The 21,926-nt window shown below is 44.4% G+C and carries 30 protein-coding genes; 26 read left to right on the top strand and 4 right to left on the bottom strand.

All coding sequences use genetic code 11. The annotated features are described in order from the left end of the window. Nucleotides 1-239: 239 nt before the first annotated feature. Nucleotides 240-536: a hypothetical protein gene (locus tag SLH55_RS14315; RefSeq protein WP_320323782.1), complete on the bottom strand. Its 297-nt coding sequence runs from the start codon at nt 534-536 to the stop codon at nt 240-242. A 183-nt stretch (nt 537-719) separates the two neighbouring features. On the opposite strand from SLH55_RS14315, the gene SLH55_RS14310 reads away from it, so the two are divergent. The 22 genes from SLH55_RS14310 to SLH55_RS14205 all read left to right on the top strand — a co-directional run bounded on the left by SLH55_RS14310 (nt 720) and on the right by SLH55_RS14205 (nt 16,000). Further along, nucleotides 720-1,361 (top strand): SDR family oxidoreductase, encoded by a 642-nt coding sequence (locus tag SLH55_RS14310; protein ID WP_320323781.1) that lies wholly within the window; start codon nt 720-722, stop codon nt 1,359-1,361. 78 nt (nt 1,362-1,439) lie between these two features. Beyond that, nucleotides 1,440-2,168 (top strand): hypothetical protein, encoded by a 729-nt coding sequence (locus SLH55_RS14305; protein ID WP_320323780.1) that lies wholly within the window; start codon nt 1,440-1,442, stop codon nt 2,166-2,168. After that, entirely contained in the window at nt 2,168-2,908 is a 741-nt protein-coding gene (locus SLH55_RS14300; protein ID WP_320323779.1) for a hypothetical protein, read from the top strand. Before SLH55_RS14305 ends, SLH55_RS14300 begins: the two co-directional genes overlap by 1 nt. Nucleotides 2,909-3,006: 98 nt before the next feature. Next, nucleotides 3,007-3,438 carry a hypothetical protein gene (locus tag SLH55_RS14295; protein WP_320323778.1) on the top strand — a complete coding sequence of 144 codons (432 nt, stop codon included), beginning with the start codon at nt 3,007-3,009 and terminating at the stop codon, nt 3,436-3,438. Further along, the gene (locus SLH55_RS14290) at nt 3,431-3,841 is read left to right on the top strand and encodes a hypothetical protein (protein ID WP_320323777.1); all 411 of its coding nucleotides are present in this window, start codon (nt 3,431-3,433) and stop codon (nt 3,839-3,841) included. Before SLH55_RS14295 ends, SLH55_RS14290 begins: the two co-directional genes overlap by 8 nt. Beyond that, the gene (locus SLH55_RS14285; protein WP_219167582.1) at nt 3,838-4,278 is read left to right on the top strand and encodes an NUDIX domain-containing protein; all 441 of its coding nucleotides are present in this window, start codon (nt 3,838-3,840) and stop codon (nt 4,276-4,278) included. Before SLH55_RS14290 ends, SLH55_RS14285 begins: the two co-directional genes overlap by 4 nt. Before the next feature lie 138 nt (nt 4,279-4,416). Then, nucleotides 4,417-4,797, top strand: a complete 381-nt coding sequence (locus tag SLH55_RS14280) for a hypothetical protein (protein ID WP_320323776.1) — start codon at nt 4,417-4,419, stop codon at nt 4,795-4,797. Beyond that, the gene (locus SLH55_RS14275; protein ID WP_320323775.1) at nt 4,798-5,178 is read left to right on the top strand and encodes a hypothetical protein; all 381 of its coding nucleotides are present in this window, start codon (nt 4,798-4,800) and stop codon (nt 5,176-5,178) included. Nucleotides 5,179-5,265: 87 nt separating this feature from the next. Then, nucleotides 5,266-5,709 (top strand): cell wall hydrolase, encoded by a 444-nt coding sequence (locus SLH55_RS14270; protein ID WP_219167579.1) that lies wholly within the window; start codon nt 5,266-5,268, stop codon nt 5,707-5,709. A gap of 122 nt (nt 5,710-5,831) precedes the next feature. Further along, on the top strand, nt 5,832-6,812 hold the full coding sequence (locus SLH55_RS14265) for a DUF2268 domain-containing protein (RefSeq protein ID WP_320323774.1): 981 nt from the start codon (nt 5,832-5,834) through the stop codon (nt 6,810-6,812). A gap of 86 nt (nt 6,813-6,898) precedes the next feature. Then, on the top strand, nt 6,899-8,671 hold the full coding sequence (locus SLH55_RS14260) for a M3 family oligoendopeptidase (protein ID WP_219167577.1): 1,773 nt from the start codon (nt 6,899-6,901) through the stop codon (nt 8,669-8,671). Nucleotides 8,672-8,725: 54 nt separating this feature from the next. Then, on the top strand, nt 8,726-9,853 hold the full coding sequence (locus tag SLH55_RS14255) for a serine hydrolase domain-containing protein (protein ID WP_320323773.1): 1,128 nt from the start codon (nt 8,726-8,728) through the stop codon (nt 9,851-9,853). Between the two features lie 230 nt (nt 9,854-10,083). Continuing rightward, entirely contained in the window at nt 10,084-10,872 is a 789-nt protein-coding gene (locus SLH55_RS14250) for a class I SAM-dependent methyltransferase (protein ID WP_320323772.1), read from the top strand. Then, a complete protein-coding gene (locus tag SLH55_RS14245; protein WP_320323771.1) occupies nt 10,872-11,582 on the top strand; it encodes an alpha/beta fold hydrolase in 711 nt (236 codons plus the stop codon). Before SLH55_RS14250 ends, SLH55_RS14245 begins: the two co-directional genes overlap by 1 nt. Before the next feature lie 2 nt (nt 11,583-11,584). Next, entirely contained in the window at nt 11,585-12,172 is a 588-nt protein-coding gene (locus tag SLH55_RS14240; protein WP_320323770.1) for a GNAT family N-acetyltransferase, read from the top strand. Next, on the top strand, nt 12,169-12,786 hold the full coding sequence (locus SLH55_RS14235) for an NUDIX hydrolase (protein ID WP_320323769.1): 618 nt from the start codon (nt 12,169-12,171) through the stop codon (nt 12,784-12,786). Before SLH55_RS14240 ends, SLH55_RS14235 begins: the two co-directional genes overlap by 4 nt. A 28-nt stretch (nt 12,787-12,814) precedes the next feature. After that, nucleotides 12,815-13,006 (top strand): DUF4083 domain-containing protein, encoded by a 192-nt coding sequence (locus SLH55_RS14230; protein WP_320323768.1) that lies wholly within the window; start codon nt 12,815-12,817, stop codon nt 13,004-13,006. Between the two features lie 12 nt (nt 13,007-13,018). Next, nucleotides 13,019-13,306 (top strand): TIGR04104 family putative zinc finger protein, encoded by a 288-nt coding sequence (locus SLH55_RS14225; RefSeq protein ID WP_320323767.1) that lies wholly within the window; start codon nt 13,019-13,021, stop codon nt 13,304-13,306. A gap of 13 nt (nt 13,307-13,319) precedes the next feature. Further along, nucleotides 13,320-13,928: a hypothetical protein gene (locus SLH55_RS14220; RefSeq protein ID WP_320323766.1), complete on the top strand. Its 609-nt coding sequence runs from the start codon at nt 13,320-13,322 to the stop codon at nt 13,926-13,928. 27 nt (nt 13,929-13,955) lie between these two features. Next, nucleotides 13,956-14,492: a GNAT family N-acetyltransferase gene (locus SLH55_RS14215; RefSeq protein WP_320323765.1), complete on the top strand. Its 537-nt coding sequence runs from the start codon at nt 13,956-13,958 to the stop codon at nt 14,490-14,492. Nucleotides 14,493-14,704: 212 nt separating this feature from the next. Further along, nucleotides 14,705-15,685: a phosphotransferase gene (locus tag SLH55_RS14210; protein WP_320323764.1), complete on the top strand. Its 981-nt coding sequence runs from the start codon at nt 14,705-14,707 to the stop codon at nt 15,683-15,685. A gap of 18 nt (nt 15,686-15,703) precedes the next feature. Further along, on the top strand, nt 15,704-16,000 hold the full coding sequence (locus SLH55_RS14205; RefSeq protein WP_320323763.1) for a hypothetical protein: 297 nt from the start codon (nt 15,704-15,706) through the stop codon (nt 15,998-16,000). Nucleotides 16,001-16,005: 5 nt separating this feature from the next. Here SLH55_RS14205 and SLH55_RS14200 read toward each other — a convergent pair whose 3' ends face one another. Together SLH55_RS14200 and SLH55_RS14195 are read right to left on the bottom strand one after the other, a co-directional pair. After that, nucleotides 16,006-16,569 carry a GNAT family N-acetyltransferase gene (locus SLH55_RS14200; protein ID WP_320323762.1) on the bottom strand — a complete coding sequence of 188 codons (564 nt, stop codon included), beginning with the start codon at nt 16,567-16,569 and terminating at the stop codon, nt 16,006-16,008. A gap of 32 nt (nt 16,570-16,601) precedes the next feature. Then, nucleotides 16,602-17,027 carry a YybH family protein gene (locus SLH55_RS14195; protein WP_320323761.1) on the bottom strand — a complete coding sequence of 142 codons (426 nt, stop codon included), beginning with the start codon at nt 17,025-17,027 and terminating at the stop codon, nt 16,602-16,604. 180 nt (nt 17,028-17,207) lie between these two features. On the opposite strand from SLH55_RS14195, the gene SLH55_RS14190 reads away from it, so the two are divergent. The 3 genes from SLH55_RS14190 to SLH55_RS14180 are packed head-to-tail and all read left to right on the top strand — an operon-like array spanning nt 17,208 to nt 19,427. After that, nucleotides 17,208-18,131, top strand: a complete 924-nt coding sequence (locus tag SLH55_RS14190) for an ABC transporter permease subunit (RefSeq protein ID WP_320323760.1) — start codon at nt 17,208-17,210, stop codon at nt 18,129-18,131. Further along, nucleotides 18,112-19,032: an ABC transporter permease subunit gene (locus SLH55_RS14185; protein ID WP_320323759.1), complete on the top strand. Its 921-nt coding sequence runs from the start codon at nt 18,112-18,114 to the stop codon at nt 19,030-19,032. The genes SLH55_RS14190 and SLH55_RS14185 overlap by 20 nt, the downstream gene beginning before the upstream one ends. A gap of 23 nt (nt 19,033-19,055) precedes the next feature. After that, on the top strand, nt 19,056-19,427 hold the full coding sequence (locus SLH55_RS14180) for a VOC family protein (RefSeq protein ID WP_320323758.1): 372 nt from the start codon (nt 19,056-19,058) through the stop codon (nt 19,425-19,427). 37 nt (nt 19,428-19,464) lie between these two features. On the opposite strand, the gene SLH55_RS14175 is transcribed toward SLH55_RS14180, so the two are convergent. Continuing rightward, complete coding sequence (locus tag SLH55_RS14175; RefSeq protein WP_320323757.1) at nt 19,465-19,941, bottom strand: GNAT family N-acetyltransferase; 477 nt, start codon at nt 19,939-19,941, stop codon at nt 19,465-19,467. A gap of 136 nt (nt 19,942-20,077) precedes the next feature. Between SLH55_RS14175 and SLH55_RS14170 the strand changes: the two genes are divergently transcribed. After that, complete coding sequence (locus SLH55_RS14170; RefSeq protein WP_320323756.1) at nt 20,078-21,835, top strand: M3 family oligoendopeptidase; 1,758 nt, start codon at nt 20,078-20,080, stop codon at nt 21,833-21,835. Nucleotides 21,836-21,926 lie beyond the last annotated feature (91 nt).

Below are 21,926 nucleotides of genomic sequence, written 5' to 3'. Positions count from 1 at the left end.
AACAGTGTTGACAAGAAGGAATAAAATGACTCTTTCTTTTTACACAATTATATGGACTTAATCGGAATTTATTGGTTAAAGACGCAGATAACAAATAAATGACGCAATTACGGTGAAAATGACGCAATTAATTACAAAACGACGCAATTATGTCAGAAATGACGCAATTATTCATAAAACGACGCAATCGTCGCTTCACTCGAGCATTACAAAGCCTGCAAATCCCTTAATCTTAAAAGCTATTGAGTCCTTTTCACGGAAATTGCATAGATAAAGTTCACTATGCCCATGAAATACACAAAAAAGTAAGGGATCTCAATTGAGATGAGCTTATTTAGAGTATAGACAGTGGCCAGGGCAAGAAGGAATGCAACAGATGTGGAAATGAGCAGACTCTTTCCTGTCATCAGATACCTCATCGCTAATACGAAAACGGTCAAAACCACAGTGAATATCGCCCATTCCAGCATCGGCAATGAAGGCAAAGCGAGTAAAGATAAGGCGATCATGATGATCAGTAAGTAAGCTGTTACCATGCGACCTCCTCCTTTGATATTACATACCCTTAAAGAGAACCTTTTAGCCCATCCGCTACGTTTTAAAATCCCCCATTCCGGATACATTATATGAGCACACACCAAACAGATGATTTGTCATCACCCAATCATTCATGTGATGATAAATTCATACCAAAACTATCGGAATAAGGAGATGAGAGCATGAACGTAGCAGTGGTTGGAGCAAATGGACAGATTGGGAAGCAAGTGGTCGGATTCTTGAAGGAAGACGGTCATACGCCTAGAGCCATCGTGAGGAAAGAAGAGCAGGTACAGTCTTTCGAAAAGGAAGGCGTGGAGGCTGCCCTTGTTGATCTGGAAGGAACGGTGGATCAAATCACAAACGGATTGAAGGGTGCCGATGCCGTCGTCTTCTCTGCAGGGTCCGGCGGAAGCACAGGCTCAGACAAGACGCTTCTCATCGATCTTGATGGAGCGGTGAAAACAATGGAGGCCGCTAAGCAGGCCGGAATTGAACGCTTCGTGATCGTAAGTGCCCTTCAGGCTCATCACCGTGAGAATTGGAACGATTCCTTGAAGCCGTATTATGTGGCGAAGCACTTCGCGGACCGTGCGCTGGAAGACAGCGGACTTACCTATACAATCATCCGACCGGGTGGACTGCTGAACGAAGAAGGTACAGGCAAAGTATCAGCCGCAGAAAATCTGGAACGGGGATCCATCCCACGTGAAGATGTGGCGAGAACCATCGTCGCTTCCTTGACGGAAGAGAACACATTCAATAAAGGGTTCGATCTCATTTCAGGAAGTAAAGGAATAGAAGAAGCTGTGAAAAACGTATAAATGAGTAATGGGAATGATCATCGTTGGATGGTCATTCTTTTTTTTATGACCCACATATGGGTATAGATGGTAAAATAGTTGAAAAAGGAGGGGGCTCTTATCATCAACATCGATGTTTCATTTAATATCGTATCCTTCATGATGTCCATCATTCAGTGGAGCGTCATCGGATATTTGGCCTATAGAGGGTACAAAAGGCTGGACACCAAACCAAGGGTATGGAAAATCCTATTCGCCTTATTGGTTGGCTTATTTGCTTTCACCATTAACATGGAATTTTTCCATACACTGATAAAAATACCGATTCTACCATTAGGCGTCTGGATCCTGTACGGAGTCCTTAGAAGCAAGGATGGCCGCTGGGATACTTATCGCCGTTTTGCCTGGATCGGATTCCTCGCCAATTTCATCTTCCTGGCAGGAACCCTGCTCACCATCCCGATTCATTCCCTCATCTATCCGGCAAACAACCTATCCACCTACATAACAGGAGCTGAAGAAGCATCCATCAACATCATTCATCCATCCGGTGAGGGACGGACCTTGGATCAAGAGAAGCTCGAGAAGCAGCTTTCGAATGTGAAACAGGCTGAAGTGGAAAGTTGGCTATGGTATGAGGAAGTCGGAGGACGATCTTCCAATCCTGAACGTTTTCCGTATCAGCTGGTGGGGACCACAGGGAAATGGGGAAGCGGGCTGAATCCGGACATTTATATGGAGCAGGACGGGAAGGGAATCCTCATCTCGACTCGAAAGACACAGTACTATTACCGCTTTCCTGAAACGGTGCTTGAGGAGGAGGAATGATGAAGGGGAGACGTTTCCGTTACCTGGCGCTGGGTATCCTGATTGTGGGGCTACTTGCATTGTATTGGGTGTATATAGAGAAAGCAGATTCCCTGCCTAAAGAGGAAGAAATTCTGGCCCAGATCAATGCCGGCCTTTCCGATGCAGAAGCCGTTGAGATTCAGGATCTGCTGAAACTTGATACCGGTCACGGGGTTGCGCCTTTCCTTACCGCTGGCGGCGGGTATGGTGTCAGCTATTGGGAGAGGCATCTGACCGGCTGGAAGGTCATACATGTCCGGACCGATGGCGAACCCCGGATATGGATGCTGGATCCGGGTGATCCGTCGAGTTTCCATATTACCTGGAATATGAATCCTGACAGAGACATAGAAACCCTGCAGTATTATTACATCAGGGAGAGGGGCTATTCAAGCAGCGGCACTGAGGAGCATTATGTACCCGGTATCCAGATGAAGGTTGAAGCATCCATAAAGGGTAAGTCCTATGGGGCCATGAAGATACCCGACGATTGGGGTCAGGCATTGACCTTATCGGATGGAAGTGAACCTCCAGGCAACTCGATTTGGGAAAGCTTCAACCCTGGGATTCATTCCACCTTTGGCTGGATCCCTCTCGATAAAGAAGGCAATGAGGTCAAATGGGAGAACAGAGACAGTTCAAGTTATTCAGTAGGGAATGTCCATGATCAACATATGCAAATGCTTGATCAGTATCATGTCGAACAAGGGTTATACTAATCAAAGGAAGGAATGATCCACTGCGGTCATTCCTTTTTTTAGGTTGAGAAAATTGTGTGAATTTGGAATAATTGGTATTGGAAGTAAGATGGGGTGAAATGAATCATTTTTTGAAAATTAATGTGGTCAGCATCATATATGCCTTGATGATTCTCGTGCCTGTGGAGCTGATGGTGAATACATACAGGTTGACGAGACTGTCGGGCTGGGATATGGATTTTGTCGAGAATGTCAGTGGGGTCATGTCTGGCATGGTTCTGATCATGGGAACCGTCATCCTTTATTTTCTCAACAAGAAGTGGATGGAGGGACGGAATACGGCTTATTGGACGGCGGTTCTTTGGCTACCATACTTCGTCTTATTTTCTTACGTGATCTCCACCTCCTTTCCGACGAATTATGGAGGAGACGCACCGAATCCCGCATCGGGTTTAGTCATGATCGGAGTGCTGGTGTCATATCCCTTTTATGTGCTGGTCTTGAATTTCTTAAGTTTGAATACAGAAGAGGAGGAAATCAACGTTGACTAGGAATATCATTTGTTTTATCCTGTTAGCGCTAGGGACGGGTTTATGGGTATGTGCATCCTTATTTCGCTTTCTCATCACGTCGGATATCCCGGTAAGCTTTACTCCTGAGGAAGCGATGGTTACGCAGGAATCATTTGCCGTAGCTGGAGTGCTCATCCTGATAGGAACGATCGTGACGAAAGCTCATGCGTTTCATCTCATCACATTTACTCTATATGCTACGATTACGGCCTTTCATTTTTACATAAACGATTACTTTCATCGCTCAGCCGTTTATTATACAGATGAGTTTGCCGTACTGGCGAATGTAAGTGGCTATATCGCACTTGTCGTTGCGTTTATCAATCTTATCTTTGTCATGAAACCTTATATGAGAGTCTTGAAATTGAAGGTGGATAGATGAAAGTAATATTCGGAGACAGAATTCAAGGTTTGGACTATCAAAGAAGAAAAGGTGTCTATGCCGTTATCTTTCATCATGAAAACGATAAAGTCATGACGGTTCGAAATGAGTCCGGTCACTATTTTCTACCAGGTGGTGGGATTGAGGAATCTGAAAACCAGGTGGATTGTCTGAGAAGAGAATTAATAGAGGAAACAGGTTATCTTGTGTCGATAGACTCTTATATTGGAAATGCGATGAACTATTTTCATTCAAGGAAAGGGGAGCCTCTCCTTAGTGATGCCTATTTCTATCTGGTCGAGCTTAAAGCAAAGGTGCAGGAGCAATGTGATCATGTGACGGAGTGGGTTGATGTTGAAGATGTGAAGCGGCTTCTTTTCCACGAACACTATGATTGGGCAGTAACTGAAGCGAAATTGATAGTGAATCGTATATGAATCAATTTAAAAAAACGAAATAGTAATAAGTAAGAGAATACTGATCCGATACGGTACGAAGGAGCAGATACAAGAGCGGTTGAAATTCTTCTTGAAAGAACTTGAAGAATGTTAATTAGAATTATGGGAGGAAAGGACATGATCAAAAAAATGGGGGTGATGATCGTTACCATCAGCTTGAGCTTTTTCGCATGGACCGGGTCCAGACCGATCGAAGAAATCATCGTTGAAAAGAATGGGGAGGATGCGGCACAAGTCGTCTATGAAATGAACGACCAGAAAAGGTTAAGGGAGTTCACGGAAATAGTCGAATCACTTAAGTGGCATTCAACCGGCCTTTACATTGTGACGGACTATACCTTTACATGGGGAGGGGAAAAGTATGATGTTCTCCTTCATAAGGACAAGTCAGTGGAAATCTTTCGAATCAAGAATGGGGAGGCAGAAAGGACGGTTTTACTTGCGGAAGAGGCAGGACCGTTTTTAAAGAAGATGACGGGTGGGAAGTTGGAAAGGTAGATGAAAAAAAGGTTCATTCTTTTAACCTTTTTCTTGGGACTGGGTTTCTTCTACTATATGAGTATAGGTTTTAAAGCAGAGTATGAAGACATTTCACTGAAAGAGGCACCGGATAAAATACGAAAAGAAATTACGAACCAGACAGGTTTTCAGGTTTTTCAAGATGGACACTATACCTATATTTATTACAAATGCAAGGACAAGAGAAATGAGTATATAACCACGACCCTCGACGTAAGGTGGAAAGCCGGATGTATAGTGGCGACGGCAAGGGTTGACTATGCAGCGAACGACGGGGATATTCGTTATGATCAGCTGATTAAAATGGATCATAGGTCGTCAAAAGACATGAAGTACGAAGAGGAAATCATGGCAAAATAAGCTCGAATAGCCTATCCAACTTCCCTTTCGGAATAATTCCTGACATGAAAGCCGGCATTTCTCATAAAATATTCTGAGGTGAGTAAAATGCCAAGAGTCAAGTACACCGATGCAGATGTTGCTTTAATGGCAAGGATGATGAGAGCGGAAGCGGAAGGCGAAGGGAAGCAGGGGATGCTGTACGTCGGGAATGTCATCGTAAACCGGGCGAAAGCAGATTGTCTGGACTTTAAGAAGGTGAGGAGCATCCGTCAAGTCATTTTTCAGGTCCAGGGAGGGAACTACTCCTTTGAAGCGGTCCAAAAAGGGAATTTATTTTATAACAGGGCCAGATCTGTCGAGAAAAGGTTAGCCAAACAGAATCTGGATTATTGGGCACAGCACCCGGCGAAATATGCCCTTTGGTACTTTAACCCTTATGCTCCATGTCCCCCAACATGGTATGATCAGCCGTTTTCGGGACAATTCAAAAATCATTGTTATTATGAACCGGCGGCAGGGACGTGTGCGAGTGTGTATACCGGCGGGTGAGGATGATGAGAACTTCCTGGTTGGATCGGGTGGTTCTTTTTTTATTCTCATTTATTTGAAACTATTTCCAAATCAAAAACGTATAGTAGGTAACAAATGGAAATGGATGGAGAGGTGCGAACTTGAAAACGTTAGGGAAGGCGCTACTTATACCAGCATTTTGTTTCATGTTTATGGGATGTTCCAATCATGAGCCAGTGAAAAAGAAAGAACCGGAATCGCACATCACTTTTTCACAAGAAGAACAGAAATTCGACATCATTTATATGTATGATGAAATGCAGGAGTACATAGACACCGTACGTGAACAGACGGGGAAAAGTAATGAGACCGTGTTTATTGAAAAGGTATTTGAACCGTTTAAAAAGAAGTCCAATATGGAGGGAATCAGCTTAAGGTATATTTTTGATCCGTCCTCAGAAGTGGATAAACTTGCAGAATCAGTAAAGGATTTGGATAAAAACAAAGATACGACGAACCGGATTATTAAAGAAGCGTTGCTTAAATCCGCTAAAGAACTCCCTGGTAACAATAAAAAAGTACTCGTTTTACCTTTGAATCCTGAAGATACAATTGTAGCTGAAAAAATGGGAGGTGTCGGGGGATTTGTCTTGGACGACGATGTCATTGTGCTGCAACTTTCTTCGGCCATGGAGGAAGACATGTTGAAGTATACAGTCGCCCACGAATATAACCATGCCATTGCAGGAGAAAGCAACCCGGGAATGATGTATACGATTCTAGGGGGAGTGGTGCTGGAAGGGAAGGCTGATGCCTTTGCCAATATCATCTTTCCAAAGATAGATGTCCCATGGCAGGAACCGATGACACCAGAAGTAAAGGAAAAGGTAGTAACTGAAATAACCGAACTCAAAGATTCCAGTGACCCGAATCGCTATGCAGGGTTAAGAAATGGCATCCCGTCCAAAGACATCCCACAATGGGCCAACTACAAAATCGGCTATGAAATCGTCCAGAGCTATCGGAAGAAACACCCTGAAGTATCAATTGGAAGATGGACCAGCATGCATGAAGCCGAAATTATCGCGGGAAGCGACTTTGAGAAAATCACGGCGTATGAAGGAGCGTCTTCAAATGATTGAACATTCAATCAATACTCCGTCCAACGCCCGATGTAAAATTTTCCATATGTATTTACGATAATAGTAGATAAATAGGAGGGGATAACGTGAATCATGTACATACGAATCAATGGAATCTAGACGCGGTAAGGCCAGGGAATCATCCGGTGAAAGAGCAGGTCATGGAGCTCCTCTTTCAAGTTGGGGAAATGGAATCTCTATTGGAACATGGGATGAACATCAATGAAGCGGTGGATGTGACTAAACGTGTGCAGGACCTCTATACACAGGTGTTTCACATGGATGAATACATTTTCTGTATCGCATCGGAAAACGTTCTGGACGGGGAAGCACAGGATCTGATGGCAATGAGCAGCCAGCTGAAGGCGAAGATGGATACGCTTCTCCTCACATATAGTCAGGGTCTTGCCCAAATGACGGAAGCTGAGTGGAAATCGTTCATCGAAAGTATAGCCGTAGCAGGAAGTGAAAGGTTTCTGACGGAACAGCGACGTAAAATGAAAGATCAGCTTCCTGCAGAAATGGAAACGGTGATCAACGCCCTTTCAGTCAATGGGTTCAGCGGTTGGGAGGACCAATACGGTCAGGAATATGCCCGCCTTAACGTGCCGGTGAAAAATGAAGAAGGCACGGAATGGATTTCATTTGATAAGGCCTATATTCTCGGAATGTTGTCTAATGAAAGGAACAAGCGTGAGGAGATCGCGGTATCGCTCACCAAAGTGTGCCGTGAGAATGAAGACCGGTTCGCTTCCATCTTCAACCATTTCGCCGGCTTCCGGAATGAGCTGTACCGGTTGAGGGGATGGACGAATCCACTGAAGGAAATGTACGAGCAAAACCGTATCTCTGAAGCTTCAGTCACAACCATGATGGATACGCTCCACGCCCATACGTCCTTGCTGCACCGGTTTTTAGAACGGAAGGCTGCATTGACTGGAGTGGACAAGCTGAGTTGGTTTGATGTTTACGCGCCGACCTTCACATCCAAGACGACGCTGACCTACGAAGAAGCAGCCGACATTGTGATAGGGCAGTTCACCCGTTTTAGTGAGAAGCTTGGTCAATTTGCAAGAACCGCTTTTGAAAAGGGGTGGATTGATGCGGAGCCCGCAGATCATAAACGTCATGGCGCCTTTTGTGCCTCGTTCCCGAATGCAAAGGAAAGCCGGGTGATGCTTTCCTTTACCGGCAACTATAACGATGTCGTCACGATTGCTCATGAGTTGGGGCATGCGTATCACAATTCCCTTCTTCATGAACAGCCCGGTTTCTCCCACAAGGTAGGCACGGGTCTTGCCGAAACGGCGTCGACATTCGCTGAGAACCTTGTCCTGGATGCGGCCATAGACCTTGCGAAAACAGAAGAAGACCGACTCTCTCTTTTAGAAATGAAGATCACGAACGGATTGAAATACACTACATTCATCCCGGCCAAGTTCGAGTTCGAAGCCGCTTTTTACAAACAGCGCCTGAACGGAAAGCTTTCAGCAGGAGAAATTGTTCAATTAATGGAAGAAACAGAAAGAGACTGGTTCAACGATTCCCTGGAAGAAGTGAATACCCACAACTGGATGTCGATCCCTCACTTCTTTAATACGGAAAAAGCCTTCTACAATCTTCCGTACACGATTGGCTATTTGTTCAGTAACGGCGTCTATTCGCTCTATCAGGAGGACAAAGATGGCTTCCCGGAGCGGTACGATAAGCTGCTTACTTCATCAGGAAACCAATCCATGGAAGAGTTAAGTATTGGATTCTTAAAGGAAGAGTTAGGGACGGACTTTTGGGAGACGGCCATACGTCCCCTCGAGGAAGCGATCGAGAAGTATTTGGAGGAAACAGAGAGGTATAGTTAAAACATAGAGGCAATCCCTCCTCTCTCATTGCTATTTAAAAATAAAGGAGAAAATATGAATCAATTAAAAGACAAACTAGAGCACATCACACAGTATATTAATCAGCTACTTATCGATCAGGAAGGGGTAGGATTAAGCGTTGCAATCGTAAAAAATTCTGACATCATCTATTCCAGAGGGTTTGGCTACTCACAGATTCAACCTGTGAAACAACCGATGGATGGAGATACAAAGATGAGTATACAAAGTATCTCAAAAAATTTTATGGCGCTTTCGATCATGCAACTTGTAGAAAAGAATCTCCTGTCATTGGATGATAAGGTTGTAGAGTATCTGCCTTATTTTAGAACAAAGGATAAACAACAAAGTGATACGATCACGATCCGAAAACTTTTATCCCACACGGCCGGCTTCCCATCGGACCTGGGGATTGGCAATATGACAGCTCCGAATGTAAGGGAAATCTTTTCAGACACACCGACTGAATTTCAAGAAGCATTGGACCACTACAATCTTACAGAAGAAGAGATTGGTGGTGTGAAAACGAGAGAAGATGTAACGAGGTGGTTTCAAAAGGTGGAGTTGGAGTATCCTCCAGGGAAGGGATGGAATTATTGCACCGATGCGTATGTGACCCTTGCCGATCTGTTTGAAAAGGTAACTGGAGTCGAGTGGGAAACGAATATTGAAGATGAAATCCTTTCCCCTTTATCTATGAAGCGGACTACGAGTGATTCAAAGAATGTCGAAGAAGATCCAAACAGTGCCAAATATTATTTAGGTGAGGAGAAAACCGAAACACCTTTTCCGAAAAATTCTCTCTCTGCTCCCATTGGTTATTTATACTCGACTGCCAATGATTTAGGGAGATATCTAGCCTTTCATCTGACGAAAGAATCGGATATCTTACGATCAGACTTCATTGAAGAGATGCAGCAACCCGTTCATCTGGTTAGTGAAGAATGGCGGTTTGGGAGTGAAGTAAGAAGTTACGGGCTTGCTTGGTTCACAGACCTATATAAGGGTCTTCGGGTTATAGAACATGGCGGTGGGCAAATGGCGGTAAGATCCCTTATGACCATGGTACCTGAACTTGACTTGGGAATAGTGGTCTTACTCAACTTTGACGGAACCACCCATCATGACGTGTGTGACAAGGTCATTGATATCTTCATGGAATAATCAGGCGATGTTAAAAAAAATAGGGAATAATCAGGTGCCTGTCCCTTTCAACAATACTAATCTAGCATATCAATAGTAGTAGAAAGGGGGAGATTTATTTTATAGATAAAAACCATACTGATAAAAAGAAACTTATGATGGGAGTCATAAGTTTCTTTTTTCTGAAAAAGGTTGAGTACGCGTTCGTCATTTGAAATAATTGGTAGTAGTGTTTATTGGAGGTAATGAAATTGAATCAATACGGAACAGATTTATTCAAGGGCTCAGCAATCTATTATTCAAAATATAGACCGACCTATCCTTCTGCTTTAATTAGATTCCTGGTGAAAGAGTTCTCATTGAATGGAGAGCAGAACCTCCTTGATCTTGGCTGCGGGACAGGTCATCTTACTATACGATTTTCAGATTGGTGTAATGAGATCGTCGGAATTGATCTTGAACCGGAAATGATAGAAGAAGCGAAACGTCTCCATGATGAAATAAGGTTCGGTCAGATAAAATGGTTCAATGGAAGGTTGGAAGAATATCAACACACCGATCGATATGATCTCGTGACGATTGCCAAAGCCTTTCACTGGATGGACAGGCGGGAGGTATTGGATGAATTATATGAAATCGTTACTCCGGGAGGCGGCGTAGCAATCATTGATACGTACGACCCCGATAAGTCGTTAACACCTTGGCAAAAGAGGTTTAATGATGTGGTCGGAAAATGGTATGGGGATGAGCGTAAAGCCGGTAATTCCACCTATACCCACCCTATCACCAGCCACGAAGACATCATTTCACAATCAAAATTCAAACTTGAAGTTCATACACTGCCTACATACGAAATCACTTGGACTGTCGAGTCGCTTCTCGGGAACCTTTACTCGACCTCATACGGTGCAAAACGATTCCTTGGCAGTAATGTGTCGTTATTTGAAGATGAAGTGAAAGAGGCGATGTTCGAACTGAGTGAATCGGGAAAATTTAAAGAAGAGACGACGTTGTCGGTGAAGATTGGAAGAAAAGAGTAATGGAAAAGAACACCATTGATGGCTTTAACTATTATGCTGTTGAACCGAAAAACCAAAACGAATCGAAAAAAGTCATCCTCATCTATCACGGTTGGGGAGGAAGTACTTCAGGATACCGGGACCTGGCAGAGGAGATTGCGGAGGAAGGGTTCCATGTAATCATTCCGGAAATCGTCAATCACGATACCAGACAGCCGTTGGCAAATCCTTTTGAGGCCAAAACGATACAAATGTATTTCTGGGAAACCATCATGACGACGATTGATGAATTTCCTGATTTTATCAAGGCGTTAGGAATCATCGGTGAGGATGTGATCCTGATTGGCAGTTCCATGGGAGGCTGTATTGCGAACGGGATATTTGCCCGTGAACAAGAGGTAGGTGGGCTGGTCAATATTAACGGATCGGGTTCATTTGTTTTATCAGAACGGATGTTTAGAGAAAGGGACTATCGAGAGGCCATGTCTGGTACTGTAAGAAAACGTTTAATGGAATATGACCCTGTCGAACGTCCGATTGGTCCTTCACCGGTTCTTCTTATGCATGGGGATTGTGATGAGGTCATGCCGATTGAGGGGCAGCGGGATTATGATCACTATCTGAAGAAAGAACAAAAAAAGAATGCAAAGTTCCTAGTGTATGAAGGGGTTAATCATCAAATCACTCGTGACATGGTCGGGGACTTGATAGGTTGGTTAAAAAGGGTATGAGGATGAATCACAAAAATGGACGTGACTTATTTAAGATCGATTGCGGGGGTATTTATTTACAGGAATTCTCGATTGCCGATGCCAGTTCTATACATAGAATCTCCAATCAGTCAGAAATAGCCCATTACCTACCAGACTGGAAATCGTCATTCGAACAAAGGCTCGACTGGGTGACCCATTACGAAATCCCGGCGAATAAAGCGTTCCTTGAATCTGTTGCCGAAACCGGGGATGTAGGAGATCGAATGTTGAAGATGGGGGTCTTCCTCAAGGATACCGATGAGATGATCGGCTGGTGCTGTACAGGAATAAAAGAGGAACTCCCTGAACCGAATCGGGAAATCATGTATGCGATTTCCAGTGAACATCAAGGGAAGGGCTATGCAACGAAAGCTTCTTTAGGATTGATCGGTTATCTGTTCACTCAAACAAATGTTGAAATCCTGAACGCCATAGCCCTCGTGGACAATGCATCATCTTTGAAAGTCATTGAGAAATGTGGGTTCACCAATCAAGGGCAAGTGACGATTGATCAAGAGAAGTTCCATCATTACCGATTGACTAAATGTGAAGGGAGTTTAATAGAATGAGTGATAAATGGCTGGAATGGGCCAAACGGATACAGGCTCTTTCTCAATCGGGCCTCGCCTTTTCGAAGGACGTGTTCCATCGGGAGAGATATGAAGAATTGAGGGGAATCAGTACGGAAATCATGCAGGAATATACCGGTCTTGAAATGAAAAAGATTAAAGACTTATTTACGAACGAAGAAGGCTATCAAACACCGAAAGTCGATGTTCGTGGTGTCGTGTTCAAGGACAATAAGATTTTGATGGTCAAAGAAAAAATTGACGATCAATGGTCATTGCCGGGCGGATTTTGTGACATCGGTTTGTCTCCGGGTGAAAACATCGTCAAAGAGATCAAGGAAGAAGCAGGATATGATGCAACTCCTGTGAAATTACTTGCTCTACTGGACATGAACAAGCATCCGCATCCTCCACAGCCCTACCATTATTACAAAATCTTCATTCAATGCAGAGTGACCGGCGGGGAAGCGAAGAGCGGTGTCGAAACGAAGGGGATAGGATTTTTTGAGGAAGAGCATTTACCAGAGCTGTCGGTTGGGAGAAATACAGAATCGCAGATTAAGATGCTGTTTGAGTTTTTGAGGGATCAAAGGAAGGAAACGTTGTTTGATTGATAAATACAGATAGGTTGGTGACACATTAATGTATATAGGTGATCTACTCTTTCAGATGTTGGTTTTTCTCCTGTTGTTTGTAGGAGCCCTATCCTTCACTCTTTTCATCAGAAGGATCCTGGTAAACAGTAGAAGCAATCACCATGCCTCTGATGAAATGAACAGGAAGTTGGATAGAATCATAGAGCTCTTGGAGAAGCAGAACCAACAAGACGGGTGAGGGGGGACAATCGTGACGCGTTGTGTTCACTGTGAAGGGAAATTGCCTTGGTCTTTTATTTTTAAGAGATTACTGATTCTGAAAAGGACCGACATTCAGTGCCCGTCATGTCATCAGACGCTGTACTTCACCTCACGTTCCAAAGGGATTTTGTTGGGTACGACGATGCTGATACCTGGGTTATTTGTTCTTGCCTTCATGCTTGGCTATATGACTTTGTTCGTGGTGATTACCTTGGGGTGGATGCTTGGGATGCCATGGTTTGTGAATGTAACCGAAAAGGACGAGGCTTTATTTTAAACGAAGGAGAGTGATGAAATTGAGACGCATGCCGTTTGAACGGCCAACAGATTATTATGATGAAAAACTTTTATCAATCGATGAGGAACTGTGCGCGTTGCTCCAAAAAAGAAAAGAGGTATCCCATAACAACCCGGGATATCCAAAGCTCGAAGATATTGCAACATGGGCAGATAAATATGATGTGTATGAGGATCTTTTAAGATCCTTGTTTGGTGTGCTGGAAAATGAAGAGGCCTTCAAGCCTCAGGTTGAGCCGAGGGATTTTCAAAAATACATAAAGATCTTACAATCTCTTGAAAAGGAAGACTGTTTATATACGGTGCCGTTTATAAAGCAATATAGCAATGCGAGTGTGGTTCACCTGAATATCGACCGTGAGTACAATGAGAGCCTTGAGAGAGAAAGATTTCACAGGAACAGCTTTTGGCATTTGCAAATAGGCAAGGGCTATGATTGCCGCGTCACGGGCGGAGGGGGATCACAGGAACATACGAGCTTTGACTTTATTGTGACTCCTGGGTTACCTGAAGACCTGTCAGGGATGACGCTGACCTTAAAAGAGTATGGGACTCCTTTTCAGAAGAAGTCGACGGGGCTGGAGGTAACATTTAAGTTGTAAAAAAATCGAGAAAGAGTTGTAGCTATCATGAAACACATTCCAAGTAAATGGGAAACACAGAAGTTAACGGTACAGGATCTCAAGGAAACCGAAATCCATCAGGCACAAACTCTTTATGAAAAAGGAAGCCACATCCATCAATGGGACGGCGGTACCCTGGACGAAGCGTACGTTAAACGTTGTTTTGAAGAAGGTGATCTGCCACCCGGGGGTAGGAAAGAACACTTTAAGATCCAGGTGATTACGATGAAGGAATCTCGTGATTTTGTTGGACTGCTTATTACCTATCATGGCCACCCTGTTCCGGCATCCTTTTACATCAACTATCTTTCTATTGATCCCTATTATCATAAACAAGGGTTGGGGCAGGAAGTGGTGAAGGAATTGCTGGAAATCGTGAAGCAGCATGGATTTCAGGAAGTGCGGGCAAATGTCGCATTGAAGAATTGGGGAGCAATTCGTTTCTGGTCGAAGCTTGGCGTGGATACGATTAATGGAGTGTATGGTGACCAGGAACATGGAGAAGGACGTTTTGCGGATATCGAATTGATGAGAACACTGTAGCGAAGGGGTTTGTGTAGGGATAATGAAAAAGGTGTTTGGGATCGTGATGCTCTTTTGTTGGATCACGGTGTTTTTTTACTGTTTTAATAGGATCATGCCAAAGAATATTTTTTACTGGATCGCAGGGCTTCCTGCTAGTTATGTCTCATCGGCATTTCTGTTGAGGAAGTTTGGATTTAAGATATGACACCGTTTGAAGGGAATGGAATTGGATGGAACAAATAAAAGAATTATGCAACAGCCTTCATCTCGGTGATTGGGTGACTAAACCCGTACCCGTTTCGGGCGGCCTTTTACATACGATGTATGCGGTGGAAACAACGAAAGGGAAGTATGCTGTGAAAGCACTGAATCCTTCAATCATGATGAGACCGGATGCGCTCGATAACTACATCCGTTCAGAACGGGTAGCCCGAACCGTATCAAACAATGTGGCTGCGCTTCCGGCCAAAACGTTCGGTGGGAAAGCCATTCAGAATGCAGGCGATCAATGGTTTCTGGTGTTTGATTGGGTTGAAGGCAGACGATTACCGGCGGATGAGCTTCATGCTGATCATTGTAGGAGGATGGGGACCGTTCTGGCGGATATTCATCATACAGATTTTCAGGAGATGGGAATAGAAGTGGATGTAACAGAGGTCCGTCCCTCGATTGAGTGGCGTACGTATTTAAGGAAAAGTCAGGACGTGAATGAAGAGTGGGTAAGGGTGTTCCATGAGAACATCGATAAACTGTATGAGTGGGATGCAAGGTCATGTGATGCTGAGAAGAGGCTTGGAGCCGATAGGGTGATGAGCCATCGGGACCTGGATCCGAAGAATGTGTTATGGGTTGAGGGGAATCCGGTCCTGATTGATTGGGAGTCCGCAGGGTTTATCCATCCGGCGCATGATCTCGTGGAAACGGCCCTTTACTGGTCGGGATATGATGAGGCCCGATTTAAAGCGTTTATCAGCGGCTACGCTGGCAAAGGCATGGTCCTGGAAGCTGACTGGGAGGCGGTACTCGCTAACGGCTTCTCTGGAAAATTGGATTGGCTGGAATATAACTTGAAGAGGTCCTTGTGGATGGAGTGTTCTGACAGAGAGGAGCAGGAATTGGGAACGGAGCAGGTCATCGAAACGATCAGGGAACTCTCTGAGTATGGGGAGCGAGTACCACAAATAGTAAAGTGGCTTCAGGAACGGAACTAAGGGAAGGGGATAAGATAGGTGAAACAGTTAGGTTATATTGCTTTCTGCACCGGGCTGATATTGTTCCTTTTGTTACTGGTGAATTTCACCACATTTGACGTAAACCAAGGCTCATTTATCCAATCACAGTTACGAATCGGTGAGCCAATCGGGACACTTGCCAGTCTCTTTCTTGTTGTTTGGTTTTTCGGGATAGCTTTACGCTTCATTTGGGATATTCCACTAAAGAAAATCCTGCTGATTTGCATTCTTTCACTTGTGGGAATATCCCTTCTTCCGGTCATTCTCCTTCTCTCCCATGCCGGAGAATTATGATGGCACTAGTCCTGGATAGGTAAGGACCACAGTAGTTTCACTTCATCCTGTACGGAAGGGTCACCATATCCATTTTGATCGATCGTTTCTAATACAAAACCCTTGTTGGAGTAGAATGTACATGCCGGGACATTCACGTTTTGGGTTTCGACCATCAGTGAGTTGCATTCCCTTTCTTTGGACCAGAGGATGACCGTTTCAAGCATTTTCCCGCCAATCCCCTTTCCTCTGGCATTTGGCTGAACGCGCAAGTCCCATAGGTTGGCGGCTCCGCACTTGAACCCCGTCATTTCCGGAGCCACCGCAGCCCCTGCCACGTACATACCGTTTTCTAAAGCGACAAACAATCCCCATTCATCTAAGTCAAACTGACCTGTCCAACAGAGTGGGTGACAATCCGGTAAGAGATCATAATTCTTCACATAGGGTGTACACGGTTTTTCAACCAACTGAAGTCCTCCAAGACCGTTGTGAATGGGGGAGATGTGAAGCTTGGTCGTCACTTCGTATGCAATCGATATGGTCGCGTATTGGGAAAGTTTTGAATGGTCAATTTGCTGGATGTGCATGTTGTCCCCCCAGTCTGATCGTCGTTTTGCTGCTACCTTAATCCAAACATCCCTTTCCCATCCTCCATACTGATTGGCAAGGAAGAATGTTCGTGGACAATCAGCCACGTATCTTTTACCTTTTTCAAGCAAAAGGTGAAGCGGTTCGTGATCTGGCGAAGTTTTTCCCCATCTGATTCTTTGTGGGCAGCGAATGTGACGGCACAGCGGGCAAAGGCGAGATTATCCGTTTCTTCCATCACCATATCTTGAAAGTCGACTTTCAGGATTTCTCCATCTGCTTTCAGGCCGATGAACCATTCAGTCACATTTTCCTTCCATGCTGCGAGTCCAATACTCTCCCAATGGCCCCAACAGTCATAAATATGGACTTCGGGATGGTAGATAGAGACGAATCGTTTGACATCTCTTTCGTGAATGGCGCTTTTGTATTGTTCTAGTATGTTTTGGGCGTTCATGGTCTCATCTCCTTTACTCCTATCACTTATGTTTTCCAGTCATGTGGGAAGATTTCCTGCTTGATTCAAGAAATCCCCCCGCATTTAATAATGGAAAAATCAGGGTTGTCATGAAGGAAACGTTATATTACTATGAAAATAGCAATTGGATGTGTTTTCCAATCTCGTGGGAGGGATAGGATGGTTCGCAAATTCGTTCGATTTTTAGTTGTATTAGTCGCCATTACAGTCAGTGTGGTCAGCATTTGCCACATACCTGCACTTATCTTTAAAGACATTCCGCCACCGGCTTCTCAACCATTTGAAATGACGAAAAAAGAACTGGGATTTTTTCCGGGTAACTACTTCATTGAATTGAAAAAGACGGTCGTTGAGCTGTATCACTTTTCGGATATCAGCTATGTCGCCCAGGGAACCAATGTGGAGAGGACGATCTTCCCATACATACTGGAATCCTATACGTATTCGCTGCTTCTCCTTTTTGTTTCACTCTTCATCGCGCTATTTTTTGCCGTTCTCCTGACAACCGGAACATTTTATTTACCTAAACGGATGCAGGAAGCAGTAAAGAACATCCTCACGGTTCTGGAGGCACTGCCGGATGTATTCGTGATTTTCTCCTTACAGCTGGGGGCGATATGGGTGTTCAAACATACGAATCTGCTTGTGACAGAGCCTTATTCATTATCAGGACAGAAGATTTATTTCCTGCCCATACTCACCCTATCCTTGATTCCCATGATCTATCTTTATAAAAATACGTTCTTGATGTACGAGAATGAACTGGGTAAGCCTTATGTCGAGCTTGGAGTGGCGAAAGGGATGGGAAAACTGTACATCTTAATCCGACATGTCTTTCCGAACGTTCTCTACTCCTTTTTTTATAACTTGAAATATATGTATCTACTGCTTCTATCCAACATGATCATCCTCGAGTACATGTATAACATCTACGGCATTTTACAATTCATCACCAATCATCCCAGTTATGAAATCATATCGGCGGCGTTGATTCTGTTAACGTTTCCTTTATCCATCGCCTTTTTCTTCATTCAAGTATTTCTGCCGAAAGGAGTGACGTTCTATGATCAAAAAGCTGTTTAAACAAGGAAGCTTTCTGGCAGGGTTCTTTCTGCTCGTTCTTCTATTGGGAACAAGCTACGTGAATAGTCACTTCTTTAAAGAGGAAAAAGGGGAGATTACCCAAGAAGAATACTATAACAATAAGCCGCTCCCTCCTTCATGGGAACACCCCTTTGGTACTTCAGCGGGCGGGGGCGATATGTTCGACGCAACGCTTGCGGAGACGGTTCCTACCCTGAAATTTGCTCTCGTGGTCACATTGGGAAGAATGGTCATTTCCTTGATTTTGGGACTGGTGTACGGAATGTTCTATCGAAGATTAAGGTGGATGGATGTATTCGTTGAAGGATTTCATTTTGTTCCCACCACGCTCCTGGCCTTTTTATTATTATATAGTATGCAATTAATGGACTTTAACTTGTTCATGGAGAACCTCGACTTCAGATGGAGGTTGATCACCTACATATTGATTGGAGTCGGCATCCCCTCTTTAGCTCAATTAATTGGGAAAGAAACTCATCTTGCCCTGCAGCAGGAATACATCCAGGGTGCAAGGGTACTTGGAGGAAGACATCTGCACATCCTTGTAAAGCATGTCCTCCCCAGTGTAAGAGGAAAGTTCCTGTTGATATCAAGCGGCCAAATGATTGCGGTGTTGACCCTGATGATGCATGTATCGATTCTTGGCTACTACATCCCCGGATGGACGGCATTTATCGGAAGCAGATACTATGAATTGATGATTTCCCCGTGGATCATTTTCTTCCCGGTCCTGTTATTGACCCTTCTGATTGTTTCATTGACCTTGATGACAAACGGAGTCCGAACCTTTTTGGATGGGGATTATGTAAGGAGAAGATCTTCGGTTCTTTCAGGTGATCGAGGTGTACGGAACCATTCATCTAAAAGCATGTCATTTTAAAATAGAAAAGGAGAGAGTCATCCATGAAAAGTCCAATCCTGAATCAAATCAATACCGTGTTTGTACATGTGAGCAACTTGAAGGAATCCGTCCGGTGGTATTCGGAGTTATTGGGACAGCCTTACGACCTAGAAATGGTGCAGGATCCCGTCTACAACATGGCGATCAATCATTTTACCGGATTGACCCTGGATGCAGGTCCTGAGGGAGTGAAAAAAGAGTCTGCTCACAATCATCCACTCTTCAATTTTCACACTGACAATATTGAGGAAGCTTATTCGTATGTAGAACAGTTGAAGTATGAGATTGTTTCTGAGATTACAAGATTCCATGATTTTTCCTTCTTCGTCATTCAGGATCCTGACGGGAACCGGGTGATGATCTGTACAGGATAATGAAAAAGGAATGCCCAGATAGCAGGCATTCCTTTTATTATATCTTTAAATGAAGAATATGCTGAGGTCCCTTAGGTCCTTCGTAGATTTCGTCTTCGTCGGTGAAACCAGTCTTGAGGTAGAGGCTGGTGGCGGCTTTGTTTCGTTTGTTCACACCAAGGACCACTTCGTTTGTATCGGGAAGGTGCTCCTTGATGAAATCTGGTAATTGGTTGAGTCCATCCTTGGCGATTCCTTTACCCTGATGTCTAGAATCGATAGAGAACGAGGTTAGTAGTCTGGCTTTAGGATTAGAGGAGTATTTACTGAGCTTCTCTCCTTTTTCCAATGCGAAGTAACCGACTGGCTCGTCATCGAGGAGGATGACGACATGGCTGGTGTCTTTAGAGATGGAAGGGTTATGGATTTTATCAAGAGGCATGCTCGTGAATTGTAACTGATCTTCCGGCAGGTGAAAGTCGCCAAGTTTGAGTTCAAATGATGGATGATATTGAGCTAGAGTGATGTGTGACATATGTGTGATCCTCCGATTCAGTAGTATGAACAAAGTATAGTTTATTTCGAATTTTAGGACAAATAAAAGTTGGAAAAAAGTTCAAGGTGGGATAAAATAGGAACATACGTTTTGTTCAGGGTAGGGGGAGCTAATGATGATAACCAAATATAATCCGGTATGGAATCTTGATAGCATCTTTGAAGGTGGAAGTGCGTCACTTGAACTACAGGAACATATAAAAAGGACGGAAGAAAACATCACTGGATTGGAAGCGCTTTTGCAAAAGATGACGCCGGGACCGGAGCAGCTAGCCGATGTTCTTGAAAGGCTAAGGATCATAAAGGTGTCGATTTCACAGGCGAGATCTTTTTCGATCTGTCTTCTTTCTGTGAACCCGACAGACCAGGGCGCACAGCTTTATAGAGGGGAAACCACGGCACTTCAATCTACATATGAGTCTATGGTCAGTGAGTTAAAAAGGAAATTAGCACGCATTGAAGAAAAGGAATGGGAGAGAATGCTTGCCGCCGAGGAACTTAAGGAGTATCGCTTCCTTCTCGGTGAGTGGCGGGAAGAAGCCGACCGGGAGCCATCCAGGGAAGTACTGGACCTCATGGCAGACGGATACCACGCCTGGGGAGAATTCTATCAATCTTTCATGAGCAGCATTAAGGTTCAGTTGAGGGGAGAGGAGATTTCAGTAGGACAGGCCATCAATCTCCGGTCCCATGCCGATGAGTCCATGAGAAAGGAATCCCATGAGGCACTGGTGGAGAAGTGGACCGAGCATGAGGGACAGTTCGCCCAGATCCTGAACCATCTAACAGGATTCAGGCTGAATATGTATAAGAGCATGGGCACAGAGGACGTTCTTCAGATCCCCCTTGCTCAGAACAGGATGAAGCCTGAAACGCTGAATGCGATGCTTTCGATAATGGAGAAATATAAAAAGCCGTTTGCGGAATACCTGAGTGTGAAGGCAGCTATGCATGGCGATGCGAAAATGAAGTCGTATCACTTCTGGTCTCCGATGAATCATGATTATCAAGGGATGAAGTATGGGGAAGCGGCTGCCTTGATCGAGGAACGGTTTTACTCGTTCGGGATTGAAATGGGTCAATTCGCCGAGAAAGCATTCGGCGAGGGCTGGGTCGAAGCGGAAAATCGTCCCGGGAAGTCTGCCGTTGCCATTTGTGCCGGATTTCCGTTGACTGGGGAATCAAGGGTATTCATGACGTTCCCTGGTACATTTAAAGGGGTGTTGACCCTTGTGCATGAACTCGGTCATGCCTTTCATAACCATGCGATGAAATCGGTGAACGGAATGAATAAGTCCTACCCCATGAACCTGGCGGAAACGGCGTCTACCTTTGCAGAAATGATCATCCTTGAAGAGGCTTTGGATAAAGCGGAGACCGACGAAGAGAAGCTGTTCCTCCTTGATGAGAAACTGAAGAGAAGCGTCATGAACTTCATGAATCTCCACGCAAGGTTCATCTTTGAGAAGAATGTTCACGAAGAACGGAGGAAGGGGTTCATTCCTGCAGCACGCTTGAACGAACTCATGGAGTCTGCCATGGAAGAGGGATATGCCGGTGCCCTTGATGAGGTGCCGATTCATTCATGGATCTGGACACCCCATTTTTATAAAACAGAATCTCCTTTTTATAACTTTCCGTACACCTTTGGCTACTTACTGGCACTCCATCTCTTCGCAAGGGCAAAGGAAATGGGAACAGGGTTTGAAAAGCAGTATATGGACCTCCTGCGGGATTCAGGACGCATGACGGCAGAAGACCTCGTCATGAAGCATTTGGGAGAGGACATTACGGAGGAAGCCTTTTGGGAAAAAGGGATGGAGCTGTGTGTGAAGGATAGTGAGGAATTTGTGAGGCTGGCGGGTTCCAGATGAAGAAACTTCAATTATTCATCGCCCTGCCGATCTTCATTTTGAGTATCGCGATGCTCTTTCATCTCGATTTCCTCTTTCATTGGTCGAAATC

The sequence above is a fragment of the Rossellomorea sp. YZS02 genome (assembly GCF_033963925.1).
GTDB lineage: Bacteria > Bacillota > Bacilli > Bacillales > Bacillaceae_B > Rossellomorea.
This window is presented reverse-complemented; position numbering and strand designations above follow the sequence as displayed.